Source organism: Providencia sp. PROV205 (genome assembly GCF_028479505.1).
In the GTDB taxonomy this organism is placed as follows: domain Bacteria; phylum Pseudomonadota; class Gammaproteobacteria; order Enterobacterales; family Enterobacteriaceae; genus Providencia; species Providencia huaxiensis.
Window position 1 is genome coordinate 35,313 of the sequence record NZ_JAMPNU010000001.1, and the last position, 21,145, is coordinate 56,457.

General features: G+C 41.0%; 22 protein-coding genes. 11 read left to right on the forward strand and 11 right to left on the reverse strand.

The genetic code is table 11. From position 1 onward, the window contains the following. The first annotated feature begins 7 nt into the window (after window positions 1-7). From moaC to PR800_RS00175, 4 genes are all read left to right on the forward strand, one after another. Window positions 8-484 (forward strand): cyclic pyranopterin monophosphate synthase MoaC, encoded by a 477-nt coding sequence (gene moaC / locus PR800_RS00160; protein ID WP_195698354.1) that lies wholly within the window; start codon window positions 8-10, stop codon window positions 482-484. After that, complete coding sequence (gene moaD / locus PR800_RS00165) at window positions 484-729, forward strand: molybdopterin synthase sulfur carrier subunit (RefSeq protein WP_102138367.1); 246 nt, start codon at window positions 484-486, stop codon at window positions 727-729. The genes moaC and moaD overlap by 1 nt, the downstream gene beginning before the upstream one ends. Before the next feature lies 1 nt (window position 730). After that, the gene (moaE, locus tag PR800_RS00170; RefSeq protein WP_272529905.1) at window positions 731-1,183 is read left to right on the forward strand and encodes a molybdopterin synthase catalytic subunit MoaE; all 453 of its coding nucleotides are present in this window, start codon (window positions 731-733) and stop codon (window positions 1,181-1,183) included. Window positions 1,184-1,316: 133 nt separating this feature from the next. Further along, on the forward strand, window positions 1,317-2,024 hold the full coding sequence (locus PR800_RS00175; protein WP_004256664.1) for a Bax inhibitor-1/YccA family protein: 708 nt from the start codon (window positions 1,317-1,319) through the stop codon (window positions 2,022-2,024). 212 nt (window positions 2,025-2,236) lie between these two features. Here the strand turns inward: PR800_RS00175 and PR800_RS00180 are convergent, their stop codons facing one another. The 5 genes from PR800_RS00180 to cecR form a co-directional block, all read right to left on the reverse strand. Then, window positions 2,237-3,343 (reverse strand): ABC transporter permease, encoded by a 1,107-nt coding sequence (locus PR800_RS00180; RefSeq protein ID WP_195698355.1) that lies wholly within the window; start codon window positions 3,341-3,343, stop codon window positions 2,237-2,239. A gap of 9 nt (window positions 3,344-3,352) precedes the next feature. Beyond that, window positions 3,353-4,492 carry an ABC transporter permease gene (locus tag PR800_RS00185; RefSeq protein ID WP_272529907.1) on the reverse strand — a complete coding sequence of 380 codons (1,140 nt, stop codon included), beginning with the start codon at window positions 4,490-4,492 and terminating at the stop codon, window positions 3,353-3,355. Then, complete coding sequence (locus tag PR800_RS00190) at window positions 4,489-6,228, reverse strand: ATP-binding cassette domain-containing protein (RefSeq protein WP_272529909.1); 1,740 nt, start codon at window positions 6,226-6,228, stop codon at window positions 4,489-4,491. The genes PR800_RS00185 and PR800_RS00190 overlap by 4 nt, the downstream gene beginning before the upstream one ends. 9 nt (window positions 6,229-6,237) lie before the next feature. Further along, window positions 6,238-7,233, reverse strand: coding sequence for a secretion protein HlyD (hlyD, locus tag PR800_RS00195; protein ID WP_166266390.1), 996 nt, complete (start codon window positions 7,231-7,233; stop codon window positions 6,238-6,240). Between the two features lie 152 nt (window positions 7,234-7,385). Further along, the gene (gene cecR / locus PR800_RS00200; protein WP_195698358.1) at window positions 7,386-8,084 is read right to left on the reverse strand and encodes a transcriptional regulator CecR; all 699 of its coding nucleotides are present in this window, start codon (window positions 8,082-8,084) and stop codon (window positions 7,386-7,388) included. Between the two features lie 282 nt (window positions 8,085-8,366). Between cecR and rhlE the strand changes: the two genes are divergently transcribed. The 3 genes from rhlE to PR800_RS00215 all read left to right on the forward strand — a co-directional run bounded on the left by rhlE (window position 8,367) and on the right by PR800_RS00215 (window position 11,224). Then, entirely contained in the window at window positions 8,367-9,704 is a 1,338-nt protein-coding gene (gene rhlE / locus PR800_RS00205; RefSeq protein ID WP_166266396.1) for an ATP-dependent RNA helicase RhlE, read from the forward strand. Window positions 9,705-9,872: 168 nt separating this feature from the next. Next, complete coding sequence (dusC, locus tag PR800_RS00210; RefSeq protein WP_102138375.1) at window positions 9,873-10,814, forward strand: tRNA dihydrouridine(16) synthase DusC; 942 nt, start codon at window positions 9,873-9,875, stop codon at window positions 10,812-10,814. Window positions 10,815-10,975: 161 nt separating this feature from the next. Further along, window positions 10,976-11,224 carry a GlsB/YeaQ/YmgE family stress response membrane protein gene (locus tag PR800_RS00215; protein WP_004256598.1) on the forward strand — a complete coding sequence of 83 codons (249 nt, stop codon included), beginning with the start codon at window positions 10,976-10,978 and terminating at the stop codon, window positions 11,222-11,224. Between the two features lie 81 nt (window positions 11,225-11,305). Here PR800_RS00215 and sseA read toward each other — a convergent pair whose 3' ends face one another. Continuing rightward, the gene (gene sseA, locus PR800_RS00220) at window positions 11,306-12,145 is read right to left on the reverse strand and encodes a 3-mercaptopyruvate sulfurtransferase (RefSeq protein WP_239978863.1); all 840 of its coding nucleotides are present in this window, start codon (window positions 12,143-12,145) and stop codon (window positions 11,306-11,308) included. A 38-nt stretch (window positions 12,146-12,183) separates the two neighbouring features. After that, window positions 12,184-12,345, reverse strand: coding sequence for a hypothetical protein (locus tag PR800_RS00225; RefSeq protein WP_004256593.1), 162 nt, complete (start codon window positions 12,343-12,345; stop codon window positions 12,184-12,186). 258 nt (window positions 12,346-12,603) lie between these two features. Here PR800_RS00225 and dinG point away from each other — a divergent pair, with 258 nt between their 5' ends. Continuing rightward, window positions 12,604-14,712, forward strand: coding sequence for an ATP-dependent DNA helicase DinG (gene dinG / locus PR800_RS00230; RefSeq protein WP_239978864.1), 2,109 nt, complete (start codon window positions 12,604-12,606; stop codon window positions 14,710-14,712). Window positions 14,713-14,840: 128 nt separating this feature from the next. Here the strand turns inward: dinG and dps are convergent, their stop codons facing one another. Together dps and rhtA are read right to left on the reverse strand one after the other, a co-directional pair. Continuing rightward, window positions 14,841-15,344, reverse strand: coding sequence for a DNA starvation/stationary phase protection protein Dps (dps, locus tag PR800_RS00235; RefSeq protein WP_102138378.1), 504 nt, complete (start codon window positions 15,342-15,344; stop codon window positions 14,841-14,843). A gap of 338 nt (window positions 15,345-15,682) precedes the next feature. Then, window positions 15,683-16,570 carry a threonine/homoserine exporter RhtA gene (gene rhtA, locus PR800_RS00240; protein ID WP_102138379.1) on the reverse strand — a complete coding sequence of 296 codons (888 nt, stop codon included), beginning with the start codon at window positions 16,568-16,570 and terminating at the stop codon, window positions 15,683-15,685. Between the two features lie 313 nt (window positions 16,571-16,883). Between rhtA and PR800_RS00245 the strand changes: the two genes are divergently transcribed. The 3 genes from PR800_RS00245 to PR800_RS00255 all read left to right on the forward strand — a co-directional run bounded on the left by PR800_RS00245 (window position 16,884) and on the right by PR800_RS00255 (window position 19,781). Then, window positions 16,884-17,459: a TIGR00730 family Rossman fold protein gene (locus PR800_RS00245; protein ID WP_166266405.1), complete on the forward strand. Its 576-nt coding sequence runs from the start codon at window positions 16,884-16,886 to the stop codon at window positions 17,457-17,459. 30 nt (window positions 17,460-17,489) lie between these two features. After that, window positions 17,490-17,948, forward strand: coding sequence for a GNAT family N-acetyltransferase (locus PR800_RS00250; protein WP_195698361.1), 459 nt, complete (start codon window positions 17,490-17,492; stop codon window positions 17,946-17,948). Window positions 17,949-18,182: 234 nt separating this feature from the next. Then, window positions 18,183-19,781 carry an ABC-F family ATPase gene (locus tag PR800_RS00255; protein ID WP_102138382.1) on the forward strand — a complete coding sequence of 533 codons (1,599 nt, stop codon included), beginning with the start codon at window positions 18,183-18,185 and terminating at the stop codon, window positions 19,779-19,781. A gap of 66 nt (window positions 19,782-19,847) precedes the next feature. Here PR800_RS00255 and PR800_RS00260 read toward each other — a convergent pair whose 3' ends face one another. Together PR800_RS00260 and moeB are read right to left on the reverse strand one after the other, a co-directional pair. Further along, window positions 19,848-20,183, reverse strand: a complete 336-nt coding sequence (locus PR800_RS00260; RefSeq protein WP_004909208.1) for a zinc ribbon domain-containing protein YjdM — start codon at window positions 20,181-20,183, stop codon at window positions 19,848-19,850. Window positions 20,184-20,392: 209 nt separating this feature from the next. After that, complete coding sequence (gene moeB / locus PR800_RS00265) at window positions 20,393-21,145, reverse strand: molybdopterin-synthase adenylyltransferase MoeB (RefSeq protein ID WP_272529910.1); 753 nt, start codon at window positions 21,143-21,145, stop codon at window positions 20,393-20,395.

Genomic DNA, 21,145 nt, shown 5'->3' on the forward strand with positions numbered 1-21,145 from the left:
AGAAAATATGTCCCAACTGACTCACCTTAATGCGTCGGGCGAGGCGCATATGGTTGATGTTTCAGCCAAAGCTGAAACTGTCCGTGAAGCTCGCGCAGAAGCTTATGTCACTATGAACCCAGCAACCTTAATGATGATTGTTGATGGTAGCCATCATAAAGGGGATGTGTTCGCTACAGCGCGTATTGCGGGTATTCAAGCGGCAAAAAATACCTGGCAGCTTATCCCATTATGTCACCCACTATTGTTAACTAAAGTTGAGGTAACCCTGAAAGCGGAACCTGAACATAACCGTGTCCGTATTGAAACTTGTTGCCGGTTAACAGGGAAAACAGGGGTAGAAATGGAAGCGTTAACTGCTGCATCTGTTGCTGCTTTGACGATTTATGACATGTGCAAGGCAGTGCAAAAAGATATGGTGATTGGCCCTGTTCGTTTGTTAGAAAAGACAGGCGGTAAGTCTGGACATTTTAAGGTGGAATAATGATCACAGTATTATTTTTTGCTCAAGTCCGTGAGCTAGTTGGAACGGATCGCTTAGAACTTACAGAGACTTACCAAAAAGTGGAAGACTTACGCCAAGCCCTTTCACAAAAAGGCGATCGCTGGGCGTTGGCACTTGAAGATGGCAAATTACTTGCCGCTGTTAATCAATCATTTGTTTCACTAGACCACCCACTCTCAGAAGGGGATGAAGTGGCCTTTTTCCCACCAGTCACTGGGGGGTAATATGGAAAACACTCATATTGCAGTACAAACAGAAAATTTTAGTATTGGTGAACAATATCAATGGCTTGCACAGTGTGATAGTGATGGCGCTGTTGTGACTTTCACAGGGAAAGTACGTAATCATAATTTAGGTGATAGTGTGGCGGCATTAACGCTCGAGCACTACCCAGGAATGACCGAAAAAGCGTTAGCAAATATAGTTGTAGAAGCAAAAGAACGTTGGCCATTGCAGCGAGTTAGTGTGATCCACCGCATTGGTACCTTACAACCAGGTGAAGAAATTGTTTTTGTTGGGGTCACGAGCGCCCACCGTAACGCTGCATTTCAAGCCGCTGAATTTATTATGGATTACTTAAAGACCAAAGCCCCATTTTGGAAAAAAGAAACCTTACCTGAAAATGAACGTTGGGTGGAAGCGAAAGAAACTGACGAAGCGTCTGCAAACCGCTGGTAATCGCATTTTTTCCGCTAAAAAATACGAATTTGCTGAATGGTATTGTCAAAAGAATGTGTTAGACTTTGGTTAATTTCTCCGATTGCAGTATTTTTACTGGGTCGATTTTTCTTTTAGCGAAAGGGTAACCATCATGGGTCAGTTTGATCAACGTAATGATTCTCTTGTCCAGGGTGCCAATACTGGCGTTCAGGCATTTATGTCGCAAGTATACGGCTGGATGACAGTCGGTCTACTGCTGACAGCTTTTGTGGCATGGTATTCAGTTAGCAGTGGTTTGTACTACACCATTGCAACCAATAAAATCCTCTTTTTCGGAATGATTATTGCTGAACTTGGTTTAGTGATGGGCATTTCATTTCTGCTACAAAAAATTAGTGGCATGGCAGCAACGGGCATGTTTATGCTCTATTCATTGCTCACAGGCTTAACAATTTCAGTTATTCTTGCCGCGTATACTGGTGAGTCCGTTGCGGGCACATTTGTTATTACCGCAGTGATGTTTGGTGCATTAAGCTTCTACGGCTATACCACTAAACGTAGCTTAACAGGTATGGGTAACTTCCTGTTTATGGCGCTGATCGGTATTGTTGTCGCTTCTTTGGTTAACATCTGGCTGCAAAGCACCATGATGTATTGGGTGATCACCTACGGTGGTGTTTTACTGTTTGCTGCTTTAACCGCTTATGACACTCAAAAACTGAAAGAAATGGGTTCACAAATTGATGAAGACGACAGGGAAACAATGCGTAAGTACTCTATTATGGGTGCACTGTCTCTGTATTTAGACTTCATTAACCTGTTCTTAATGTTACTGCGTATCTTCGGTGACCGTCGCTAAATTCAGAGACTCTCCTCATAATGCGATGAAATGAGGGGATAGACGTCGTTAAAATTGAAAACCCTTGTTACTTCGGTAACAAGGGTTTTTTGATCTAAATACTATCGTAAAATATGATTTGGATATTATTAGCTTGCTTGTTATTCAAAGCGTTAATGGTAGTTCCAATGCTTTAAATTGTGCTTCCAAAGCGTAATGTGATTTCTTTATGATCACGCTATTTTCTTCCTAAATAAATAATAAGCCACTGAGCTGGTGATTATCGCAATGATAAATAGCGGCCATAAGCTGTGAAAGATAACTGAAAAATCAGCATTTTTTAGGTATATCTGTTTGGTGATTTCAGTGAAATGGCGAATAGGGTTAATCCACGTGATTTGTTGCAGCCAAATTGGCATGTTCTCGACTGGGGAAATGTATCCCGATAACAGCACCGCTGGCATCATAAATACAAATACCCCAATGAATGCTTGTTGCTGAGTTGAACACAGTGCTGAAATGAGTAAACCGAACCCTACCAATGACAACCCGTAAAATAACATGGTGGCATAAAAGAGGAGCAGGGAGCCAGCAAAAGGAATTTGATAGCAAAAGATCCCAATAACTAGGACCAAACTTGCTTGTGCTGTCGCTACTATCAATGCAGGCACCGCCTTACCAATAAATATTTGCCAAGTAGTCAGGGGGGATACTAGCAATTGGTCAAGGGTACCTTGCTCCCTTTCCCTCGCGATAGAAAGAGATGTCACAATCAACACTCCAATTGTGGTTATCAACGCTACCAATGAGGGCACAATAAACCACTTATAATCTAAATTTGGGTTGTACCAATTGCGAACAATTAATTCACTGTTGTTTGGCAGAGCCTGTGCTTGCGTTAGCTCATGTTGGTATTGAGTGACAATTTGTGCAACATAGTTTGCTGCAATTTGCGCGCTATTTGAATTACGCCCATCAAGGAGTAACAGCATGTTAGCGCTATGGCGACTTGCAACATCGGCACTAAAGTTTTGCCCAAAACGGACAACCAGCAGCGCTTTGCGGTTATCAAGCGTTTCACGAATTTCGTGTTCATTCTTCAATAATAAAACCTGAGAAAACGCACTGGCTTTGGCGAGACGTTGAGTCAGCTCGATAGAATGTTCACCATTGTCTTGGTCAAAAATAGCAATAGTTGTGTTAGTCACTTCAAGCGTGGCTGCTAGGGGAAATAAAATCATCTGAAATATCACGGGTAAAATCAAAATAACCCGTGTTTGTGGTTCTTGAAGTAATGATTGAAGCTCTTTCATAATTAAGGTGTATAGGCGATAAAACATAACTTCACCTCAATCCAAACGACGGCGAGTTTTTAGCGCCGTCAGTCCAATAAATAGTATTGCAGAAGCGATTAGTAGCAGGAAATCTATCAATAAAACAATATAGATATCACCCGCAAGGAATAGCGTTTGTAGGCTGCTGACAAAGTAACGGGCAGGGATAAAATAAGTTACAGCCTGAATGATTGCAGGCATGCTATCAATTTCAAAAATAAACCCAGAGAGCATAATTGCCGGTAAGAAGGCGGCATTCAGAGCGACCATCGCTGCGTTAAATTGGTTGCGAGTAATTGTTGAAATCAATAACCCCATCCCCAGTGCGGTTGCTAAATAAAGGCTGGTAATGACAAATAATACGAATAAAGAACCACGATAAGGCACCCCTAAGATAAATGTGGTGACAAGCATGCATAACACCATCACAAAAGACCCAAGAACTTGATAAGGCAATAATTTTGAAAGCAATAATTCAGTTTTAGTAATTTGGGTTGAAAGCAATGCTTCCATCGTGCCACGTTCCCATTCTCTTGCGATAACTAAAGAGGTCAAAATGGCACCAACTACGGTAATAATGATACTAATTGCTCCTGGAATAATAAAATGCTGACTAATTGCAGCTTCATTAAACCAATAGCGCATATTGAGCTCAATTAAGGGTTCTGTTGGGTAGCCTTTATTTTCCCCCTGTTGCACCAGCCACGTTTGCCACACGCCTTGAGTATAAGCTTGCACAAAGTTAGCAGTATTCGGTTCGCTACCATCAGTAATGACTTGAATTGCAGCATGGCCTTGATTTTTCAGCAATTGGGCTGAAAAATTGACAGGAATGACGATAATGCCACGAATTTCTCCTGCTTGCATTTTATCGATTAATAAATGGCGGTTATTACTAATGGTGGCATCAATAAATGGTGAGCCCGTGAAGGTATCAACCAATTCACGTGCTTGCGAACTTTGTTGCTCAAGTAAAATACCGACACGTAATTTACTTGAGTCTAAATTGATACCGTAACCAAAAATAAATAATAACATCAATGGGATAAGTACAGCGATAAGGGCACTGCTGGGGTCACGAGTAATTTGTTTACTTTCTTTCCAGCATAGTGCTTTAAGCCTACGCCACGAAAAATGAGAAGCGGAATGCGTCATTTTGCCTCCTGTTGCTTATCATAATCCATAATCAAGCCAATAAATGCATCTTCCATCGATGGGTCGGGATTATCGGTAGTCGTCACTTGCTGCTTGAGCTCGTCAGGCGTGCCAGCTGCAATAATTTTTCCATGGTAAACCAGCCCTATACGGTCACAATATTCTGCCTCATCCATAAAGTGAGTCGTGACCATTACGGTGACGCCTTTATCTACCATTCCATTGATATGTAGCCAAAATTCCCGACGAGTGAGTGGGTCAACGCCTGAGGTTGGCTCATCTAAAAATAAGATATCAGGCTCATGCATCAATGAGCAGGCGAGGGCTAAACGTTGTTTATAACCCAGAGGGAGGGATTCAGTAACCTGATTGATAATCGGTTTGAAATTAAAAGCCTCAACCATTTCGTGGATTTTTTTGGCTTGTTGCTGATGGTGTACCCCATAAACACCTGAAAAGAATTTCAGGTTTTGTCCCACTTTCAGGTTGCCGTACAGCGAGAACTTTTGTGCCATATAGCCAAGTTGTTGCCTGACTTTGTTTGAACTCGTTTTTAAATCCATTCCAAGAACGAGTGCTTGCCCACTTGTGGGTTTCATTAACGCACACATCATTTTAAAGGTCGTTGATTTCCCTGCACCATTTGGCCCCAATAAACCAAAAATTTCCCCGCGTTTCACTTGGAAATTTACGCGATCAGTTGCGGCAAATTGGCCAAATTTTTTGGTTAAATTACGCGCTTCTATGACGGTTTCTTCAGGATCAGGCGGAATTTGCGGTACGATAGCGGCTAATTCCGAACGATGAGATGGGCCTCCACCTAATAAATCAATAAATGCATCCTCGAAACGAGGCTGCGCTTCAATGAGCTTCCCATCTGCCATATTTAATGCGTTTAATAAATTCGTTTGGGATGCATTCGGCTTCAAAATTAAGCGAATATAGCGGCCTTGGATCACGCCATCGGTGGTTTCTGGTAATACGAGTGCATTTTGCAATACTGTACGTTTTTGTGTGGCAGGTACATCGAGTAAAAAGGAGCGTCCCGCCATTTTTTCAGTCAATAATTCAGGTTTGCCTGCATAAAGCTGTTTGCCTTTATTTAATAGCAGTACATTTTTACATTGTTGTGCTTCATCTAAATAGGAAGTACTCCAAAGGATCAGCATTCCATCATCGGCAAGGGTATGAACCATTTGCCATAGTTCCCGCCGAGCGATAGGGTCAACACCAACACCGGGTTCGTCGAGTAAAAGAACCTTGGGTTTTCCTAATAATGTACAGGCTAACCCGAGTTTTTGCTTCATTCCGCCCGATAATTTACCCGCCAGCCTACTGGTAAAAGGAGCTAAGCTAGTGAAAGAAAGCAGCTGCTGATAGGTTTTTTGCCGCTCTTCGCCGAGTACTCCACGCAAATCTGCGTACAAATTTAAATTTTCCTGTACGGTCAGGTCTTCATATAAACCAAATTTTTGGGGCATATAGCCTAGGTCTGCTCGCATAGCAATGCTGTCGTCGATGGGGTCGAGCCCCATCACGCTAATTTTCCCAGCATCTGGTTTTAATAGCCCTGCAATCATGCGCATTAAGGTTGTTTTTCCTGCACCATCAGGGCCGACAAGGCCAGTTACAGAGCCCCCATGAATATCGATTGTTAAGCTTTCAACGGCAGGTGCACCTAAGCCAGCAAAAGTTTTCTCGACGTTGGATAGGCGAATACTGTAATCATCACTCATAGCAAACTCTTACTGTTTATTATCAGCAAACTGAATAGTCACAGGCATTCCTTGGCGTAAAGCATCGTCAGCATCATTGACAACGATACGCAGTCGATAGACTAAATCGGTTCTTAAATCAGGGGTTTGTACGCTTTTAGGCGTAAACTCAGCGGTAGGGGAAACAAACCCGATGGAACCATGATAAGGCTGATTCGGGCGGCTATCGGTATACAGCAAGACCTCTCTACCAGGGATGGCATCTCCGAGGTGTGGTTCGCTAACATAGGCTCGAACCCAAACGGGGTTTGTTAATGTGACGCTAAATACGGTATTACCTGCACTGATGATTGTGCCCGGTTCTATTGCTCGGGTTAAAATAGTCCCAGATGAAGGTGCAGTTAAAATGGTGTCTTTCAAGTCGAGTTCAGCTTGGGCAACAGCCGCTTCAGCTTGTAACCATTCACCTCGTGCAGCGGCTATTTCTTCTTGGCGAAAGCCACTTTGGTATTGATTCAGCTTGTCTTGTGCTGCTTGAAGAGCGGCAAATGCTTGGTTTCGGTTGTTTTTCGCGTTGTCTAAATCATTAGCTGAAATAACGCGAGATGCTGCAAGCCCTTGCTGACGTTTATAAAAGTTATCGGCATATTGCCAAGCTGCTTGTTTTTGAGCCAACTCCGCTTCAACTTGTGCGATTTCTTGGGTGCGGTAACCACTTTCTTTCAAAGCGAGTTGGGCTTTGGCGCTGTCGCGCACCCCTTTGGCTTTATTTAACGCGTTAATGTAGGGAGCGTCATCCAGTTGACCAAGCTGCTGGCCTGCAATAATTTTTGCACCTTCATCAACGCTTAGGGATGCAAGCTTGCCCGGGACACGAAAACCGAGATTTACCGTGCGGACATCAACATTGCCGTAGAGTGTTAATATCTTGTCTTGCTGTGATTGATAGTAGTAATAACCGCCAATTGCAGCGCCGATTAATATGAGAATAATGAAAACAACAACAGAACGGTTTTTATTGCTCATAGCTAACCTTACTTAAAGAATCCACGATATGAAAACAAATTTGTTGTTAGAGGCCGCTGTTTTTAGTGGAAAAATGTGGCATAAATTACAATAAAATCATCAGCCTCTAGTTATTATCAATGTGAATAAATCACTTTAATATTTTTATCATATCACTTTTCATATTGTTTGCGATGGCGTAAGCCTGCTAATAATATATTTGTATGCTCAATAAGAACTTGATTAATAATTTTAAATTCATTTTCATTAATATGCTTCCAACCGGTTTGACGTAATAACGTCTCTCTAGCAATACGAAATGACAGCGTTTCGCCAAGGATAGCGTGAGTGTGAATTAGCGTTGTTAAATGATTGGGATCAGCACCAATGTAAATGGCAATCAAACGGTTTAGACGCGAATGTATTGGGCCTAAAGCCTGTTCGTGGATGATTGTATAGGCTTCGGTTGGGTTGAGTTGTTCACGTGCTAATATGCGAGAAAAACTTAAATTTTTCTTTTCCAACTGAAAGTGATTATAGGCAATGACTGTTTTTTGTAGTAAACCAAGCGCATCATCAGTGACTTGAACTGATAAAGGTTGATTTAGAAAGTTGTCAATTTCTTGAAAGACATCATGGAAATCGTCCCGGATTGTTTGTGTGATAAGCTGAGCAACAGCTAAGTAAAGTCCTTCTTTTGAGCCAAAATAATAAGAAATTGCGGCAATGTTTTGCCCTGATGCCTGTGCGATTTTGCGTGTGGTAGCGCCATCAAGCCCTTGTTCTCCATATACATCAGCAGCAGTGAGAAGCAATTGCATTTTCGCATTTTCTCCTCGCAATGTTGACGATGAATTTGTATTCATAACCATTCCTTTAAAAATTCAGAATTAAATAATATCTAATTAGCTCTTGGTGGCTTTTCATTTTTATAAAAATCAAAAAACGACATCTCATAGTACCATGTAAGTATATATACTATACGAATGAGATTTTATATTAATTTATTAACCAAACTAAATTAATATATTTATCATCAGCAAATGATGTTAGAATTTTACACAGTGTCGCACGGCAGTTTGCGCTTTTCTTCTGACTCACTTCCCCATAACTGCCACATTCAATTTGAAGCGGTGAAGCCCGGAGTAATTAATTTGACTACTTTTTCAGACCTCGCGTTAAACGAGGAAATTTTGCTTGCCATTAATGAATTAGGTTATGAAAGCCCTACGCCTATTCAACAACAAGCTATCCCAGCCGTGCTTGCAGGAAATGATCTTTTAGCTAGCGCTCAAACAGGTACAGGTAAAACGGCTGGTTTTACATTGCCAATTTTACAAAAGCTTATTACAACTCCTCGAGCAGGGAAGGATCGCAAGCCTATTCGTGCGTTAATTTTGACGCCAACAAGGGAGCTTGCAGCACAAGTAGCTGAAAATGTAAAAGAATATAGCCGTCATTTACGTATTCGTTCTTTTGTGGTCTTTGGTGGGGTAAGCATTAACCCACAAATGATGAAGTTACGTGGCGGGGTTGATGTCTTAATTGCAACTCCGGGGCGCTTATTAGATTTAGCGCACCAAAATGCGGTAGATCTTTCTCAAGTCGAAGTTTTCGTACTTGATGAAGCTGACCGTATGTTAGATATGGGGTTCATTCATGATATTCGTAGGGTGATTAATAAGTTACCTAAAAAGCGCCAAAACTTATTATTCTCAGCAACGTTTTCTGACGAAATCAAACAACTGGCGAATAAATTACTCAATAATCCAGTGACTATTGAAGTTGCTCCACGAAACTCAGCTTCGGAGCAAATTACCCAGTATGTGCATCTGGTTGATAAAAAAAGAAAAGCAGAGCTGCTTTCGTTTATGATTGGCCGTGAAAATTGGCAACAAGTCCTCGTCTTTACACGTACAAAACATGGCGCAAACCGTCTTGCTGAGCATTTAAATAAAGATGGCGTTAAAGCTGCGGCTATTCATGGCAACAAGAGCCAAGGGGCGCGTACACGTGCATTAGCTGACTTTAAATCTGGAGATATTCGTGTTTTAGTGGCAACGGATATCGCAGCTCGTGGTCTTGATATTGAACAGCTTCCTTATGTGGTGAATTTTGAGCTACCTAATGTTGCAGAAGATTATGTTCACCGTATTGGCCGTACAGGCCGTGCAGAATCAACTGGAATGGCTGTTTCCTTAGTCTGTATTGATGAGGCTAAGTTACTCAAGGATATCGAGAGATTATTGAAAAAATCGATTCCATTGATGGCGATTGAAGGCTATGAGCCCGACCCATCCATCAAAGCGGAGCCTATTCAAAAAACACCACAACGGAATGAACGTCGTTCAGGCGGTTCAGGTGATAGGAATCAAAGTAAAGCACCACGTCGTAGCAATGCACCATCGTCAAAGCCGAGTTCAGGAAAGGGGGCGGGTTCCCCATGGAAAAACGCACAGAAAAAAGTCAAACAAGGGCGTAGTGATAGTTAACCTCCCGTAATCTTGTAGCTCTTTTTAATGTTAATAGCATTGACTAGAGCTATTTGAAAAAACATTTCAAGCCAGTCTCTGGCCACTCCTGTCTTAGAATTTTTCCTGCTTATCAATTAAATAAACGGTATGATAAGCAGGAATTATTACGTTTTTTGTGAGTCACTTATGCGCGTTTTATTAGCTCCTATGGAAGGGGTTTTAGATCCTCTAGTTCGTTGTTTATTAAGTGAAGTTAATGACTATGACCTATGCATAACAGAGTTTGTTCGTGTGGTTGATACCCTTTTACCCGCAAAAACATTTTACCGTTTATGCCCTGAGCTAAAGCATGAAAGTCGTACCCTTTCAGGGACACTTGTCCGTGTACAGTTGCTAGGGCAGCATCCTCAGTGGTTAGCAGAAAATGCAAACCGAGCGGTCGAGTTAGGATCTTGGGGGGTTGATTTAAATTGCGGGTGTCCATCAAAAACAGTCAATGGCCATGGCGGTGGTGCGACATTATTGAAACAACCTGATTTAATTTATCGAGCTGCTAAATCAATGCGAGAAGCGGTTCCAAAAGAATTACCTATTTCGGTTAAGGTCCGTTTAGGGTGGGATAGCTCTGAATTTGCTTATGAAATTGCAGATGCGGTTCAACAGGCAGGGGCCACAGAGCTCACTGTTCACGGTAGAACGAAAGAAGACGGTTATAAAGCAGAGAGTATTAATTGGTCTGCTATTGGAGAGATCCGCCGTAAATTATCGATCCCAGTGATTGCTAATGGTGAAATTTGGGATTATGCGAGCGCACAGCGCTGCCTTGAAATCACAGGTTGTGATGCCGTGATGATTGGTCGTGGAGCACTAAACACCCCAAACCTTAGCCGGGTGGTTAAATTTAATGAATCTAAAATGCCTTGGGAGCAGGTTGGCAGGTTGTTATTAAAGTATACGGAGCTTGAAAAACAAGGAGATACAGGCCATTACCATGCTGCTCGAATCAAGCAGTGGCTAGGTTATTTACGTAAAGAATACCATCAGGCAGATGAACTGTTTTCTCAGGTTAGATCGTTAAAAAATGCCCAACAGATTGCGCAAGTGATAACTGAAATTGTGAGTAATTAGTTATGAATAATGTTAATTAGCAAAATTTTATAGTTGCGAAATTAACTCATAGGGTCTTTACTTAATTGGTAGGAGAGCGATTTAATTTATTTAAAGCTCATACTGTTGTCTGAGAATATTTTGATGTATGTCGTGAAATTACCTAGTCTGGGAGGCGTAAGATGGGTGTAATAGCTTGGATTATTTTTGGTCTAATTGCTGGTGTTTTAGCTAAGTGGCTGATGCCGGGTACTTACCACATGGGGTTCATTATGACCACCGTGTTGGGGATTGTTGGTGCTGTTGTGGGTGGTTACATCAGCACTTTCTTTGGTAAAGGAAAAGTTGATGGCTTCAACTTTGGTAGCTTTGTTGTCGCGGTTATCGGAGCGATAGTCGTGCTGTTCTTAGCTGGGATATTTGCCAAATAGCTATTTTCTCTACTTGATAAATCTTTATTCTATAAGCCACTTGAATATTAAGTGGCTTATATTTTTATGGCGGTGGGGAGGCTACGACTCAATTGGCAGGCCGTTATCTTGCCCCCATTGGGCCCATGAACCATCATACAAACGTACGTTTTGGTTACCTAATAATGTTAATGCCATTAATACCACCGCAGCGGTCATTCCTGAACCACAGGTCGTCACAGAAGGTGCATGGATATCCACACCTTGTTTAGTAAAGATAGCTTTAAGTTGCTCTGGTGATTTGAATTCACCCTTTTCAACGAGAAGATCCCATGGGACGTTTTTGCTCCCAGGAATATGACCCATACGCAACCCTGGACGAGGTTCCGGCGCTTGGGCAAGAAAGCGTGGCTCTGCACGAGCATCAATAATTTGAATTTTGCCTTGATTCACAATATCAAGCATTTGCTCTTGATTCAGTGCATTACTGTCTTTGCGTGTTGCATGGAACTGTTTCGCAGCTGGTGGAGTGACTTCCCCGGACTGAACATCAAACCCAGCAGTTTTCCAAGCATCGATACCACCAGCTAAAATTTTAACGTTTTTGCAGCCCATTGTGGTAAAAGTCCACCATGCTCTTGGGGATGAAAATAAATTATTCTGCGAATAAATAATAACGTGGGTGTCATTGCCAATGCCCATGGCACTAACGGCTTGGCTAAAAATATCGGCACTTGGCAGCATATGGGGTAAATCACAGCTTTTGTCTGCAATTTCGTCTTGATGAAAGAACTGAGCGTTAGGAATGTGTTCTTCTAAATATTGCTGGCGGCAATCATAAGGTGCAGTCGGTGGTGGAGAGGATGCATCGAGTACAACGATGTTGTCATCAAATAGATGTGAATTTAACCATTGTGGGGTGACGAAATAATCGTTGTACATAAGCTATCTCCATCCTGGGCTGATAAATTATTTTAAAATTATTGAATTTGATTGGGTGCTGGCAGTGCTGAAGGGGATTGTGGCTGCCCTTGTTCAAGGGGAGTTGTTGAACGTGTATAAATGTTCATACCCGCTAAAACAATACCGCCAACAGAACCAAAAGCACATAATGCGCAAAGTGCGATAACAACCTTTTTCATTTTTTATAGCCTGCCTAGTGATAAAAATTCAAAATAGTATAAGAACTCAGAGTATAACCAGATGAGTGTTGCAAACAAGTTAAAAGCTATTTTTTCTGTTGCATAATGGGCGTTTTGCAAAAAGCTTCCCAATTTTTATGTATAATGGGTATTAATACAGTAGTTTTGCGAAGCGGTTGGCAAAAAAATTTTTTTCCTATTTCGTATTGTTGTCGGTTTCGTTATCTTTCATCTTAACTTTGGTCACCTGCATAATTTATGTCCCTGTCAAATAAAACTAAAGAACAAATAACTCAGTGGTATAAAGGGTTGTCCGTACAAATTGACGGGTTTGTTTCCCGAGCCCCACAGCGGGAGATGATCGCGCAAGTCGCAAAAAACCTAGCGGATGATGATGGTCGCCATTTGGTCATAGAGGCACCTACAGGGGTGGGGAAAACGCTATCTTATTTAATACCGGGAATTGCAGTTGGCAGGGAAGAAGGAAAAACCTTAGTAGTCAGTACGGCAAATGTGGCGCTACAAGACCAAATTTATAGCAAAGATTTACCGTTATTAAGCAAAATTATTCCTGATCTAAAATATACGGGTGCATTCGGGCGTGCTCGTTATGTTTGTCCTCGTAATTTAGAAGCTATCTGCGCAGCAGAAGGCGAACAAATTGATTTAATGTTATTGGTGGAAGATAAAACAGAAATTGCGAATAGTGAAGAACGGGCAATTTGTCAGCAGCTGCGGCATGATTTTCAGAGCTTTGCATGGGATGGGTTAAGGGATCACCACAAACGTGCATTTAGTGATAGTTTATGGCGTAAAGTTAGCACTGATAAAATGAATTGTTTGGGTCGTAATTGCCAATTTTATCAGCGGTGTCCATTTTTTATTGCTAGGCGGGAAATCGAAGATGCCGATGTGGTGGTCGCTAATCATGCATTGGTTATGGCCGCAATGGAGAGTGAGTCGGTTTTGCCGGACCCGAAAAACTTATTATTAGTGCTTGATGAAGGCCACCATGTCCCAGACGTTGCGAGGGATGCCCTTGAAGTTGAAGGCGAAATTACGTTAGTTCAATTAACGGCACAGCTTGATAGCTTTATTCAGCATGTTGGGCAATATATGAGCCAATTTCGTCCAGTGAAGCCACCAAAGCTTGCTAATCCTGAACGGTTACAGCAACATGCAGAAAAATTACGGGAAACATTTCGCGATTTCTCATTATTAGCGAATGCATTATTACCAGAAACATCAAAAGAAACTGAATATTTATTTCCACTAGGTGTGTTACCTGAAGCAATGCAATTAAGCTGTCAGGTGTTGTTCAAGCAGACTGATGCGTTACAAGGGCTGGCTGAAGCTATCTTAAATGATTTAACGGAACAAACTGCGAAACAAGATATCGTTCGCTTACATCGTTCCATTATTGTGACTAGCAGGGCTATGGGGTACTTTGAAAATATGTCGAAGCTATGGCGGCTGGCGGCATTAGAGCAAAGTTCAGGAGCTCCTGTGTCAAAATGGTTAAGTCGGCGTTATGAGAAAAACCAATCTCGTTTCTTTATGCATTGTGCGGGGATCCGAGTAAGTGAGCAGTTACAACATTTGTTATGGCGCAATGTGCCTCATATTGTCATTACCTCGGCAACACTGAGGTCGTTGAACAGTTATTCACGTTTTATGGAGCTCACAGGGCTATCCGAAAAAAGTGATGACCGCTTTGTGACATTGTCTTCCCCTTTTAACCATGTTGAGCAGGGTAAAATTATTATTCCTAAAATGGAATATGAGCCAACTATCAATAATGAAGCTGAACACTTAGCAGAAATGGCGGTATTTTTCCGTGAGCAATTTACTCAAAATACTCATCGTGGAGTATTGGTTTTATTTAGTAGCCAAAGAGCGATGGAAGGCTTTCTCGAACACGTAAAAGGTTTGCGCTTGCAGCTTTTGGTCCAAGGAGATCAACCTCGCTACCGGTTAGTTGAAACACATTGCGAAAGAATTAACCAAGGGCAAGCTAGTGCCTTAATTGGCTTACAATCGTTTGCTGAGGGGTTAGACCTCAAAGGGGAATACTTAACTCAGGTCCATATTCATAAAATTGCGTTTCCACCAGTAACAAACCCAGTGATTATCACAGAAGGGGATTGGTTGAAATCATTGAAGAGATACCCATTTGAAGTACAAAGTTTACCGAGCGCTTCATTTAATTTGATACAGCAAGCGGGCAGGCTAATTCGTAGTCATGAATGTTATGGTGAAATTATTATTTATGATAAACGTTTGCTGACTAAAAATTATGGTAAAAGGCTATTAAATGCATTACCAGTATTTCCGATAGAACAACCCGAAATACCTAAAAAACAGTAAATAATTAAATTAACTCATTTTATTTTTAGATATTTAAATAACAGTTTGATTTATAGTTATTTACTCGCAAATAAAATGGCCACTTTTCAGTGGCCATTGGTCAATTTTAATTGACTCTATTTACGACATTACTCAATATTTGCTTCTAAGAACCAGAGGAATTTATCCATATCGCGGGAAGCCGCAGTAAACATATCCGCAGTGTCTTCGTCTTCCACTTCATCAATGGCTTTGCGGATATCATTCGCGACAATAGCATAGCGGTCGGCTAACGCTTTCAAGTGGTCTTGTACGCTATGGATATTAATTGGGTAAGCTTCTAACGAGGTGAAGCGGTTAACTTCTTGGGTTGTACCAATAGCAACCCCACCCAATTGAACCGCGCGCTCTGCGAATTCATCTAAATGTTCAACTAACGTGGTTCTAAAGCCATCTAGCATTTCATGTACAGCGATAAAATTGCGACCACGCATATTCCAGTGGGCTTGTTTAGTCATTAGAGAGAGATCGGTAAAGTGGACAACCATAACATTAAGAATTCCAATGGTTTCCAATTTTACGCTGTCTTCCATATCATTACGTGTATATAAAAGTTCATTTGAAGATGCTTTAAATAATTTAGCTGTGCTCATGATTCATCCTCTCTTAAATATGAATTTGTTTAGTAACCTCATCTGTCAATAAATATAAAATAACCAAACTAATTTGTCATAATGTAATAAACGATTAATTTAATAGGTCTATTCGATAAACTTTATTAACCGTTAATTAATTGTGGATCTTCGATACTAATCGTTTTTGACAATAAGTGCGATAGAGATAATTAATTTTTATTTAAAGCATAAACTAGAAATAAAAATAGATTATTTCAAATTGATGAATAAAACTTTACACGAAAAAAGGTTAATAAATATCAATATATCGAATTTATTAACCTTGACTGTCTTTGTTTGCTTCTAGCTTTTAGTGGCTAGGACACTTTTTCAATTTTTGACTTTGGTACCGCTGTTGAGGTGGAGCCAATAGAAGCACAGACAATACATAATAAGGCTAACCACTGAGTCATCGTTAAGTGCTCATTTAGGAAAACAATTCCTAAAAATGCACCCATACAAGGTTCAAGGCTCATCAATGTACCAAAAGTTCGGGCAGGTAAACGCGTTAGCGCGATCATTTCTAAAGTATAAGGAAATGCGGTTGATAAAATCGCGACTGCTAGTGCAATAGGTAAAATTGAGGGGTCGAACATCACCTCGACACCTGTTTGCATTAAACCGATCGGGAAGAAAATCATCGCAGAAATAAATGAACCGATAGCCACGGTGGCAGCGCCATAGCCCGCTCCCGCTCGTTGGCCAAATATAATATACAACCCCCAACAGACACCGGCTCCGAGAGCATAGATAGCACCGAGTGTATCAATGGATTCAATATTATCGCCAATTGGGAGTAAAAATAATAACCCAACTATAACAAGGGCTATCCACAAAAAATCAATTGGGCGGCGAGAGGAGAACATTGCGACAGCTAAAGGACCAGTAAACTCTAGTGCAACGGCTATTCCTAATGGAATGCGCTCAAGGGAAAGGTAAAACAAATAATTCATCGTACCTAGGGACAAGCCGTAGGCTAGCAGTGGAACTAGCGAGCTTCTTCTGAATTTTAAACGCCAAGGTTTAAAAATAACAAATAATATAATTGTAGCAAGCAATAAACGTAAACCAGTAACACCGGGAGCGCCGATAACAGGAAATAAAGTTTTAGCTAAAGAAGCCCCGCTTTGAATAGAGGTCATAGCAAGCAGTAATAACCCGATAGGTAATAGCGGAAATGCGCTCTTTTTAGTGTCGGCAGACATAAATAAGTAAACCTCAGACAACGTAACTTAATTGGCAATAAATATTTAGAAAAATAAGTATTTGATGATGAAAAATAATTTCTGACAGATTATCTCATAAAACCCTGCTGCTTTATATTTCTTTATTTTACAGCTAACGATAACAAGGTGATAAATGTGCTCTATGGGTATTCAAGGTGTTGGTTTAACTGAATGACGATGTTATAAACATGGATTAATTTTATGGTGGGAAGGATGATGCTTGAGCTTCTACACTAGGCTCGTATAATTCCATTCTCTAAAAAGCCACTATAAAAATGGAAATGAGGAACAAATGGGAAAAATTAAAAGCATTGCAGTGTATTGTGGTTCAAGCATGGGGAAAAACGAAATTTATCAGCAAAAAGCCATTGAATTTGCTAAAGAAATGGTTAGTCGCGATATCGCATTAGTCTATGGTGGGGCGAGTGTGGGGATTATGGGAACGGTTGCTGATACTGTTTTGTCATTAGGTGGTAAGGCGATTGGTGTGATCCCTTCATTGCTAGAAGAACGCGAAATTTCTCATAAGAATTTAACTGAGCTGTATAAAGTTGAAACGATGCATCAGCGTAAAAGTAAAATGATTGAACTTGCCGATGCTTTTGTCGCTTTACCAGGCGGATATGGCACGCTTGAAGAGTACGCAGAAGTATTTACTTGGAGCCAAATTGGTTTACATACTAAACCATGTGCCTTGTTTAATATTAATAATTATTGGCAACCATTGATTGATATGACAAATAAAATGGCGGATGAAGGTTTCCTACATGAAAAATATCGTCATATGGCGATTGTGAATGATTCGCCAGCTGAATTACTAGAAAGCTTCGAAACGTATATTGCGCCACCAATTAAAACTTACGATTAGCATTAATATCGAAATCACAGAGAGGAATGCATGATAAGGGAAGCTATAAAAAGTGATATAGACTCTATTTTATCGCTTTATCAAATTTTGTTTTCGGAAATGGCATTACTAGACCCCGAGCGCTTACAACCTGCAGAGCAGGCTAGGGAATTTATTGAAAATGCGATTATCGATGATAAATTTTATTTGTTAGTTGCTGAATTTAACGGTGAGATTAAAGGATTTTGCATCGCGCAACAACAAGTTGCTGATCCTTATAGCTGCATTGTTCCTCGAAATTTTGGTTATATTTTTGACTTAGTGGTTGACCCCAATTTCCGTGGTGAAAAAGCAGGGCAAAAATTACTCGATGGCATTAAAGTATGGGCGAAGAGTAGGCAGTTTAGCCATTTGGAGCTGTCGGTATTAGCGCAAAATCATAAAGCCATTAAGTTTTATGAGCGAGAAGGGCTAACAGAAATCAGCCGTACTATGGGGATCACGCTTTAGTTTGGCATTTAGTCAGCCTTTCCTTCTGTGTTAATCAATTTGCTGAAAACAGCACAAGATCTAAGCGGTGTAATATGGCATAATGCGCCGCTATTTATACCTGCCATACTCTAATGACCATGCATGGAATGTATTTTGCTGCTCAAATCACTATTTTGGGTTGTTTTGCACGCTGTAGTCATGGAACCCAAATCATCGCAGGCTATTTTACACCGTTTAATTTAAGGCATAGCAGTGTTAACAACGAACAATATCACTATGCAGTTTGGCAGTAAGCCACTGTTTGAAAACATTTCAGTTAAATTTGGCACAGGCAACCGTTATGGTTTGATCGGCGCAAATGGCGCAGGTAAATCCACATTTATGAAGATCTTAGGGGGAGACTTAACCCCAACAGCGGGTAATGTGAGCACGACTGATCCAAATGAGCGTATTGGTAAACTTCGCCAAGATCAGTTCGCATTTGAAGAATTTACCGTGCTTGATACCGTGATTATGGGGCATAGCGAACTGTGGGACGTCAAACAAGAGCGCGATAGGATCTACGCCTCACCTGAAATGAGCGAAGAAGACGGCTACCGAGTCGCTGACTTAGAGGTCGCTTATGGTGAAATGGACGGCTATAGCGCAGAAGCACGTGCAGGTGAATTATTACTGGGTGTAGGTATCCCTGTTGAACAGCATTATGGGCCGATGAGTGAAGTCGCACCTGGCTGGAAACTGCGTGTGCTACTGGCACAGGCCCTATTTTCTGATCCAGATATTTTATTACTCGATGAGCCGACGAACAACTTGGATATCGATACGATTCGTTGGTTAGAGCAAGTGCTGAATGATCGTAACTGTACCATGATCATTATTTCCCATGATAGGCACTTTTTAAATACCGTATGTACGCACATGGCTGACCTAGATTATGGTGAATTACGTTTATTCACGGGTAACTATGATGAATATATGATCGCGGCAACCCAAGCTCGTGAACGTCTATTGTCGGATAACGCAAAGAAAAAAGCGCAAATTGCTGAGCTGCAATCTTTCGTTAGTCGTTTTAGTGCGAATGCTTCTAAGTCGAAACAAGCGACTTCCCGCGCACGTCAAATTGATAAAATTCAATTGGATGAGGTGAAAGCGTCTAGCCGTCAAAACCCATTCATTCGTTTTGAACAAGAGAAAAAATTGTTCCGCAATGCACTGGAATTAGAAGCGGTAACGAACGGTTATGACCAAGGGCCATTATTTAAAAACGTCAATTTATTACTGGAAGTTGGCGAAAAAATGGCGGTTATTGGTGCTAACGGTATCGGTAAAACGACATTCTTAAAAACGCTGGTGGGTGAACAACCTGCAACGAGCGGAATGGTTAAATGGTCAGAAAACAGTAGCATTGGTTACTATGCTCAAGACCACGCAGAAGATTTTGAAACAGATTTAACCGTGTTTGACTGGATGAGTCAGTGGAAAAGTGAAGGAGATGACGAGCAAGCGGTGCGCAGTATTTTAGGCCGTTTACTGTTTTCTCAAGATGACATTAAAAAGAAAGTTAAAGTGTTATCCGGTGGTGAACAAGGGCGCATGTTATTTGGTAAGTTAATGATGCAACAACCAAATATTTTGATTATGGATGAACCAACCAACCACTTGGATATGGAATCTATCGAATCATTAAACTTAGCTCTCGAATTATACAAAGGAACGTTAATTTTCGTTTCCCATGACCGTGAGTTTGTCAGCTCGTTAGCGAGCCGTATTTTGGAGATTAAAGAAGATAAAGTCATTGATTTCAAAGGTACTTATGATGAATACCTGACAAGCCAAGGTGTCGTTCTTTAAATCTGGTTTTTGGATGAAAAACAAAAAGCCCTCAATTCTGAGGGCTTTTTAATGGGCGAAGTAAACTTAGTTTTTCTTCACAAATTCAGATTTCAATTTCATTTGGCCGAAGCCATCAATTTTACAGTCGATATTGTGGTCGCCTTCGACCAAACGGATACCTTTAACGCGGGTACCAATTTTTAGCATAGAAGAGCTGCCTTTGACTTTAAGATCTTTAATAACCGTGATGGTATCACCATCAGCTAACAGGTTGCCATTGGCATCTTTTACAATCAATTCATCAATATCAGCTACAGGCTCGGCATCATTCCATTCATGCGCGCACTCAGGGCAGATATACATATCGTTATCAGTATAGGTGTATTCAGACTGGCATTTCGGGCAAGGAGGGAATTGCATATTCATACTCTCAGTAACTTTATCAAAAGAATAAACAGTGGTGATATTTAAACCATCAAGCACCACAAAAGAGAGATAGTATAAGGTGAAAGGACAATTAAATTATTTTTTCGGATTATTCCTAATTTTGGTGTGATGAAAATGGGAAAAAGGCGAGAAAAGCCTCGCCTGAGTGATGAGAAAAAACAACTTGCCCGAAAATTTAGTCGTTAGCCTTTAGAACAGACTTCACAGTGGGGATCTTTGCTAAGTTTAAATTGGCGAAAATCCATAGTCATTGCATCAAATAACAATACTTTTCCTGAATTAACTTTCCCATAATTAGCTAATAATTTAATTGTTTCCATTGCTTCTAGCGTACCAATGGTACCAACTAAAGGGGACATAACTCCGGCTTCAACACAAGTTAAGTTATTTTCACCAAATAAACGGCTTAAACAGTGATAACAAGGGGTGCTTTCTTCATAAGTAAAAACAGATAATTGCCCTTCCATGCGGATGGCAGCACCTGAAACTAGTGGTTTTTTCTGTGGTAAACACAGGCGATTAAGCTGTTCACGAATGGCAACGTTATCGGTGCAGTCTAAGACCACATCATGGTGCATGATTAATTCATCAAGTTGAGCATCATCTAGTTGTGCATTGACGGTGTCAATTTGGATATGTGGGTTAATGGCAGCAAGTTGCACTTTAGCTGAATCAACTTTGGGTGTACCAATGGTGGCGTCACGGTGCAAAATTTGCCGTTGCAAGTTAGATAACGACACAGTATCGAAATCCACCAATGTCAGATGACCGACACCGGCAGCAGCAAGGTATTGTGTTGCAGAGCAGCCTAAACCGCCAAGGCCAATAACTAGCACTTTGCCAGCCTTAAGTTTTTCCTGCCCATCGAAATCAAACCCACGGAGGATAATTTGGCGGTTATACCGCAACATTTCCAGATCGCTAAGCTCTTGCAC

What these genes read in the sequence shown, in the direction of transcription:
- moaC (WP_195698354.1), top strand. Translation starts at nt 8, where the DNA reads ATGTCCCAACTGACTCACCTTAATGCGTCGGGCGAGGCGCATATGGTT.
- moaD (WP_102138367.1), top strand. Translation starts at nt 484, where the DNA reads ATGATCACAGTATTATTTTTTGCTCAAGTCCGTGAGCTAGTTGGAACG.
- moaE (WP_272529905.1), top strand. Translation starts at nt 731, where the DNA reads ATGGAAAACACTCATATTGCAGTACAAACAGAAAATTTTAGTATTGGT.
- PR800_RS00175 (WP_004256664.1), top strand. Translation starts at nt 1,317, where the DNA reads ATGGGTCAGTTTGATCAACGTAATGATTCTCTTGTCCAGGGTGCCAAT.
- PR800_RS00180 (WP_195698355.1), bottom strand. Translation starts at nt 3,343, where the DNA reads ATGTTTTATCGCCTATACACCTTAATTATGAAAGAGCTTCAATCATTA.
- PR800_RS00185 (WP_272529907.1), bottom strand. Translation starts at nt 4,492, where the DNA reads ATGACGCATTCCGCTTCTCATTTTTCGTGGCGTAGGCTTAAAGCACTA.
- PR800_RS00190 (WP_272529909.1), bottom strand. Translation starts at nt 6,228, where the DNA reads ATGAGTGATGATTACAGTATTCGCCTATCCAACGTCGAGAAAACTTTT.
- hlyD (WP_166266390.1), bottom strand. Translation starts at nt 7,233, where the DNA reads ATGAGCAATAAAAACCGTTCTGTTGTTGTTTTCATTATTCTCATATTA.
- cecR (WP_195698358.1), bottom strand. Translation starts at nt 8,084, where the DNA reads ATGGTTATGAATACAAATTCATCGTCAACATTGCGAGGAGAAAATGCG.
- dusC (WP_102138375.1), top strand. Translation starts at nt 9,873, where the DNA reads ATGCGCGTTTTATTAGCTCCTATGGAAGGGGTTTTAGATCCTCTAGTT.
- PR800_RS00215 (WP_004256598.1), top strand. Translation starts at nt 10,976, where the DNA reads ATGGGTGTAATAGCTTGGATTATTTTTGGTCTAATTGCTGGTGTTTTA.
- sseA (WP_239978863.1), bottom strand. Translation starts at nt 12,145, where the DNA reads ATGTACAACGATTATTTCGTCACCCCACAATGGTTAAATTCACATCTA.
- PR800_RS00225 (WP_004256593.1), bottom strand. Translation starts at nt 12,345, where the DNA reads ATGAAAAAGGTTGTTATCGCACTTTGCGCATTATGTGCTTTTGGTTCT.
- dinG (WP_239978864.1), top strand. Translation starts at nt 12,604, where the DNA reads ATGTCCCTGTCAAATAAAACTAAAGAACAAATAACTCAGTGGTATAAA.
- dps (WP_102138378.1), bottom strand. Translation starts at nt 15,344, where the DNA reads ATGAGCACAGCTAAATTATTTAAAGCATCTTCAAATGAACTTTTATAT.
- rhtA (WP_102138379.1), bottom strand. Translation starts at nt 16,570, where the DNA reads ATGTCTGCCGACACTAAAAAGAGCGCATTTCCGCTATTACCTATCGGG.
- PR800_RS00245 (WP_166266405.1), top strand. Translation starts at nt 16,884, where the DNA reads ATGGGAAAAATTAAAAGCATTGCAGTGTATTGTGGTTCAAGCATGGGG.
- PR800_RS00250 (WP_195698361.1), top strand. Translation starts at nt 17,490, where the DNA reads ATGATAAGGGAAGCTATAAAAAGTGATATAGACTCTATTTTATCGCTT.
- PR800_RS00260 (WP_004909208.1), bottom strand. Translation starts at nt 20,183, where the DNA reads ATGCAATTCCCTCCTTGCCCGAAATGCCAGTCTGAATACACCTATACT.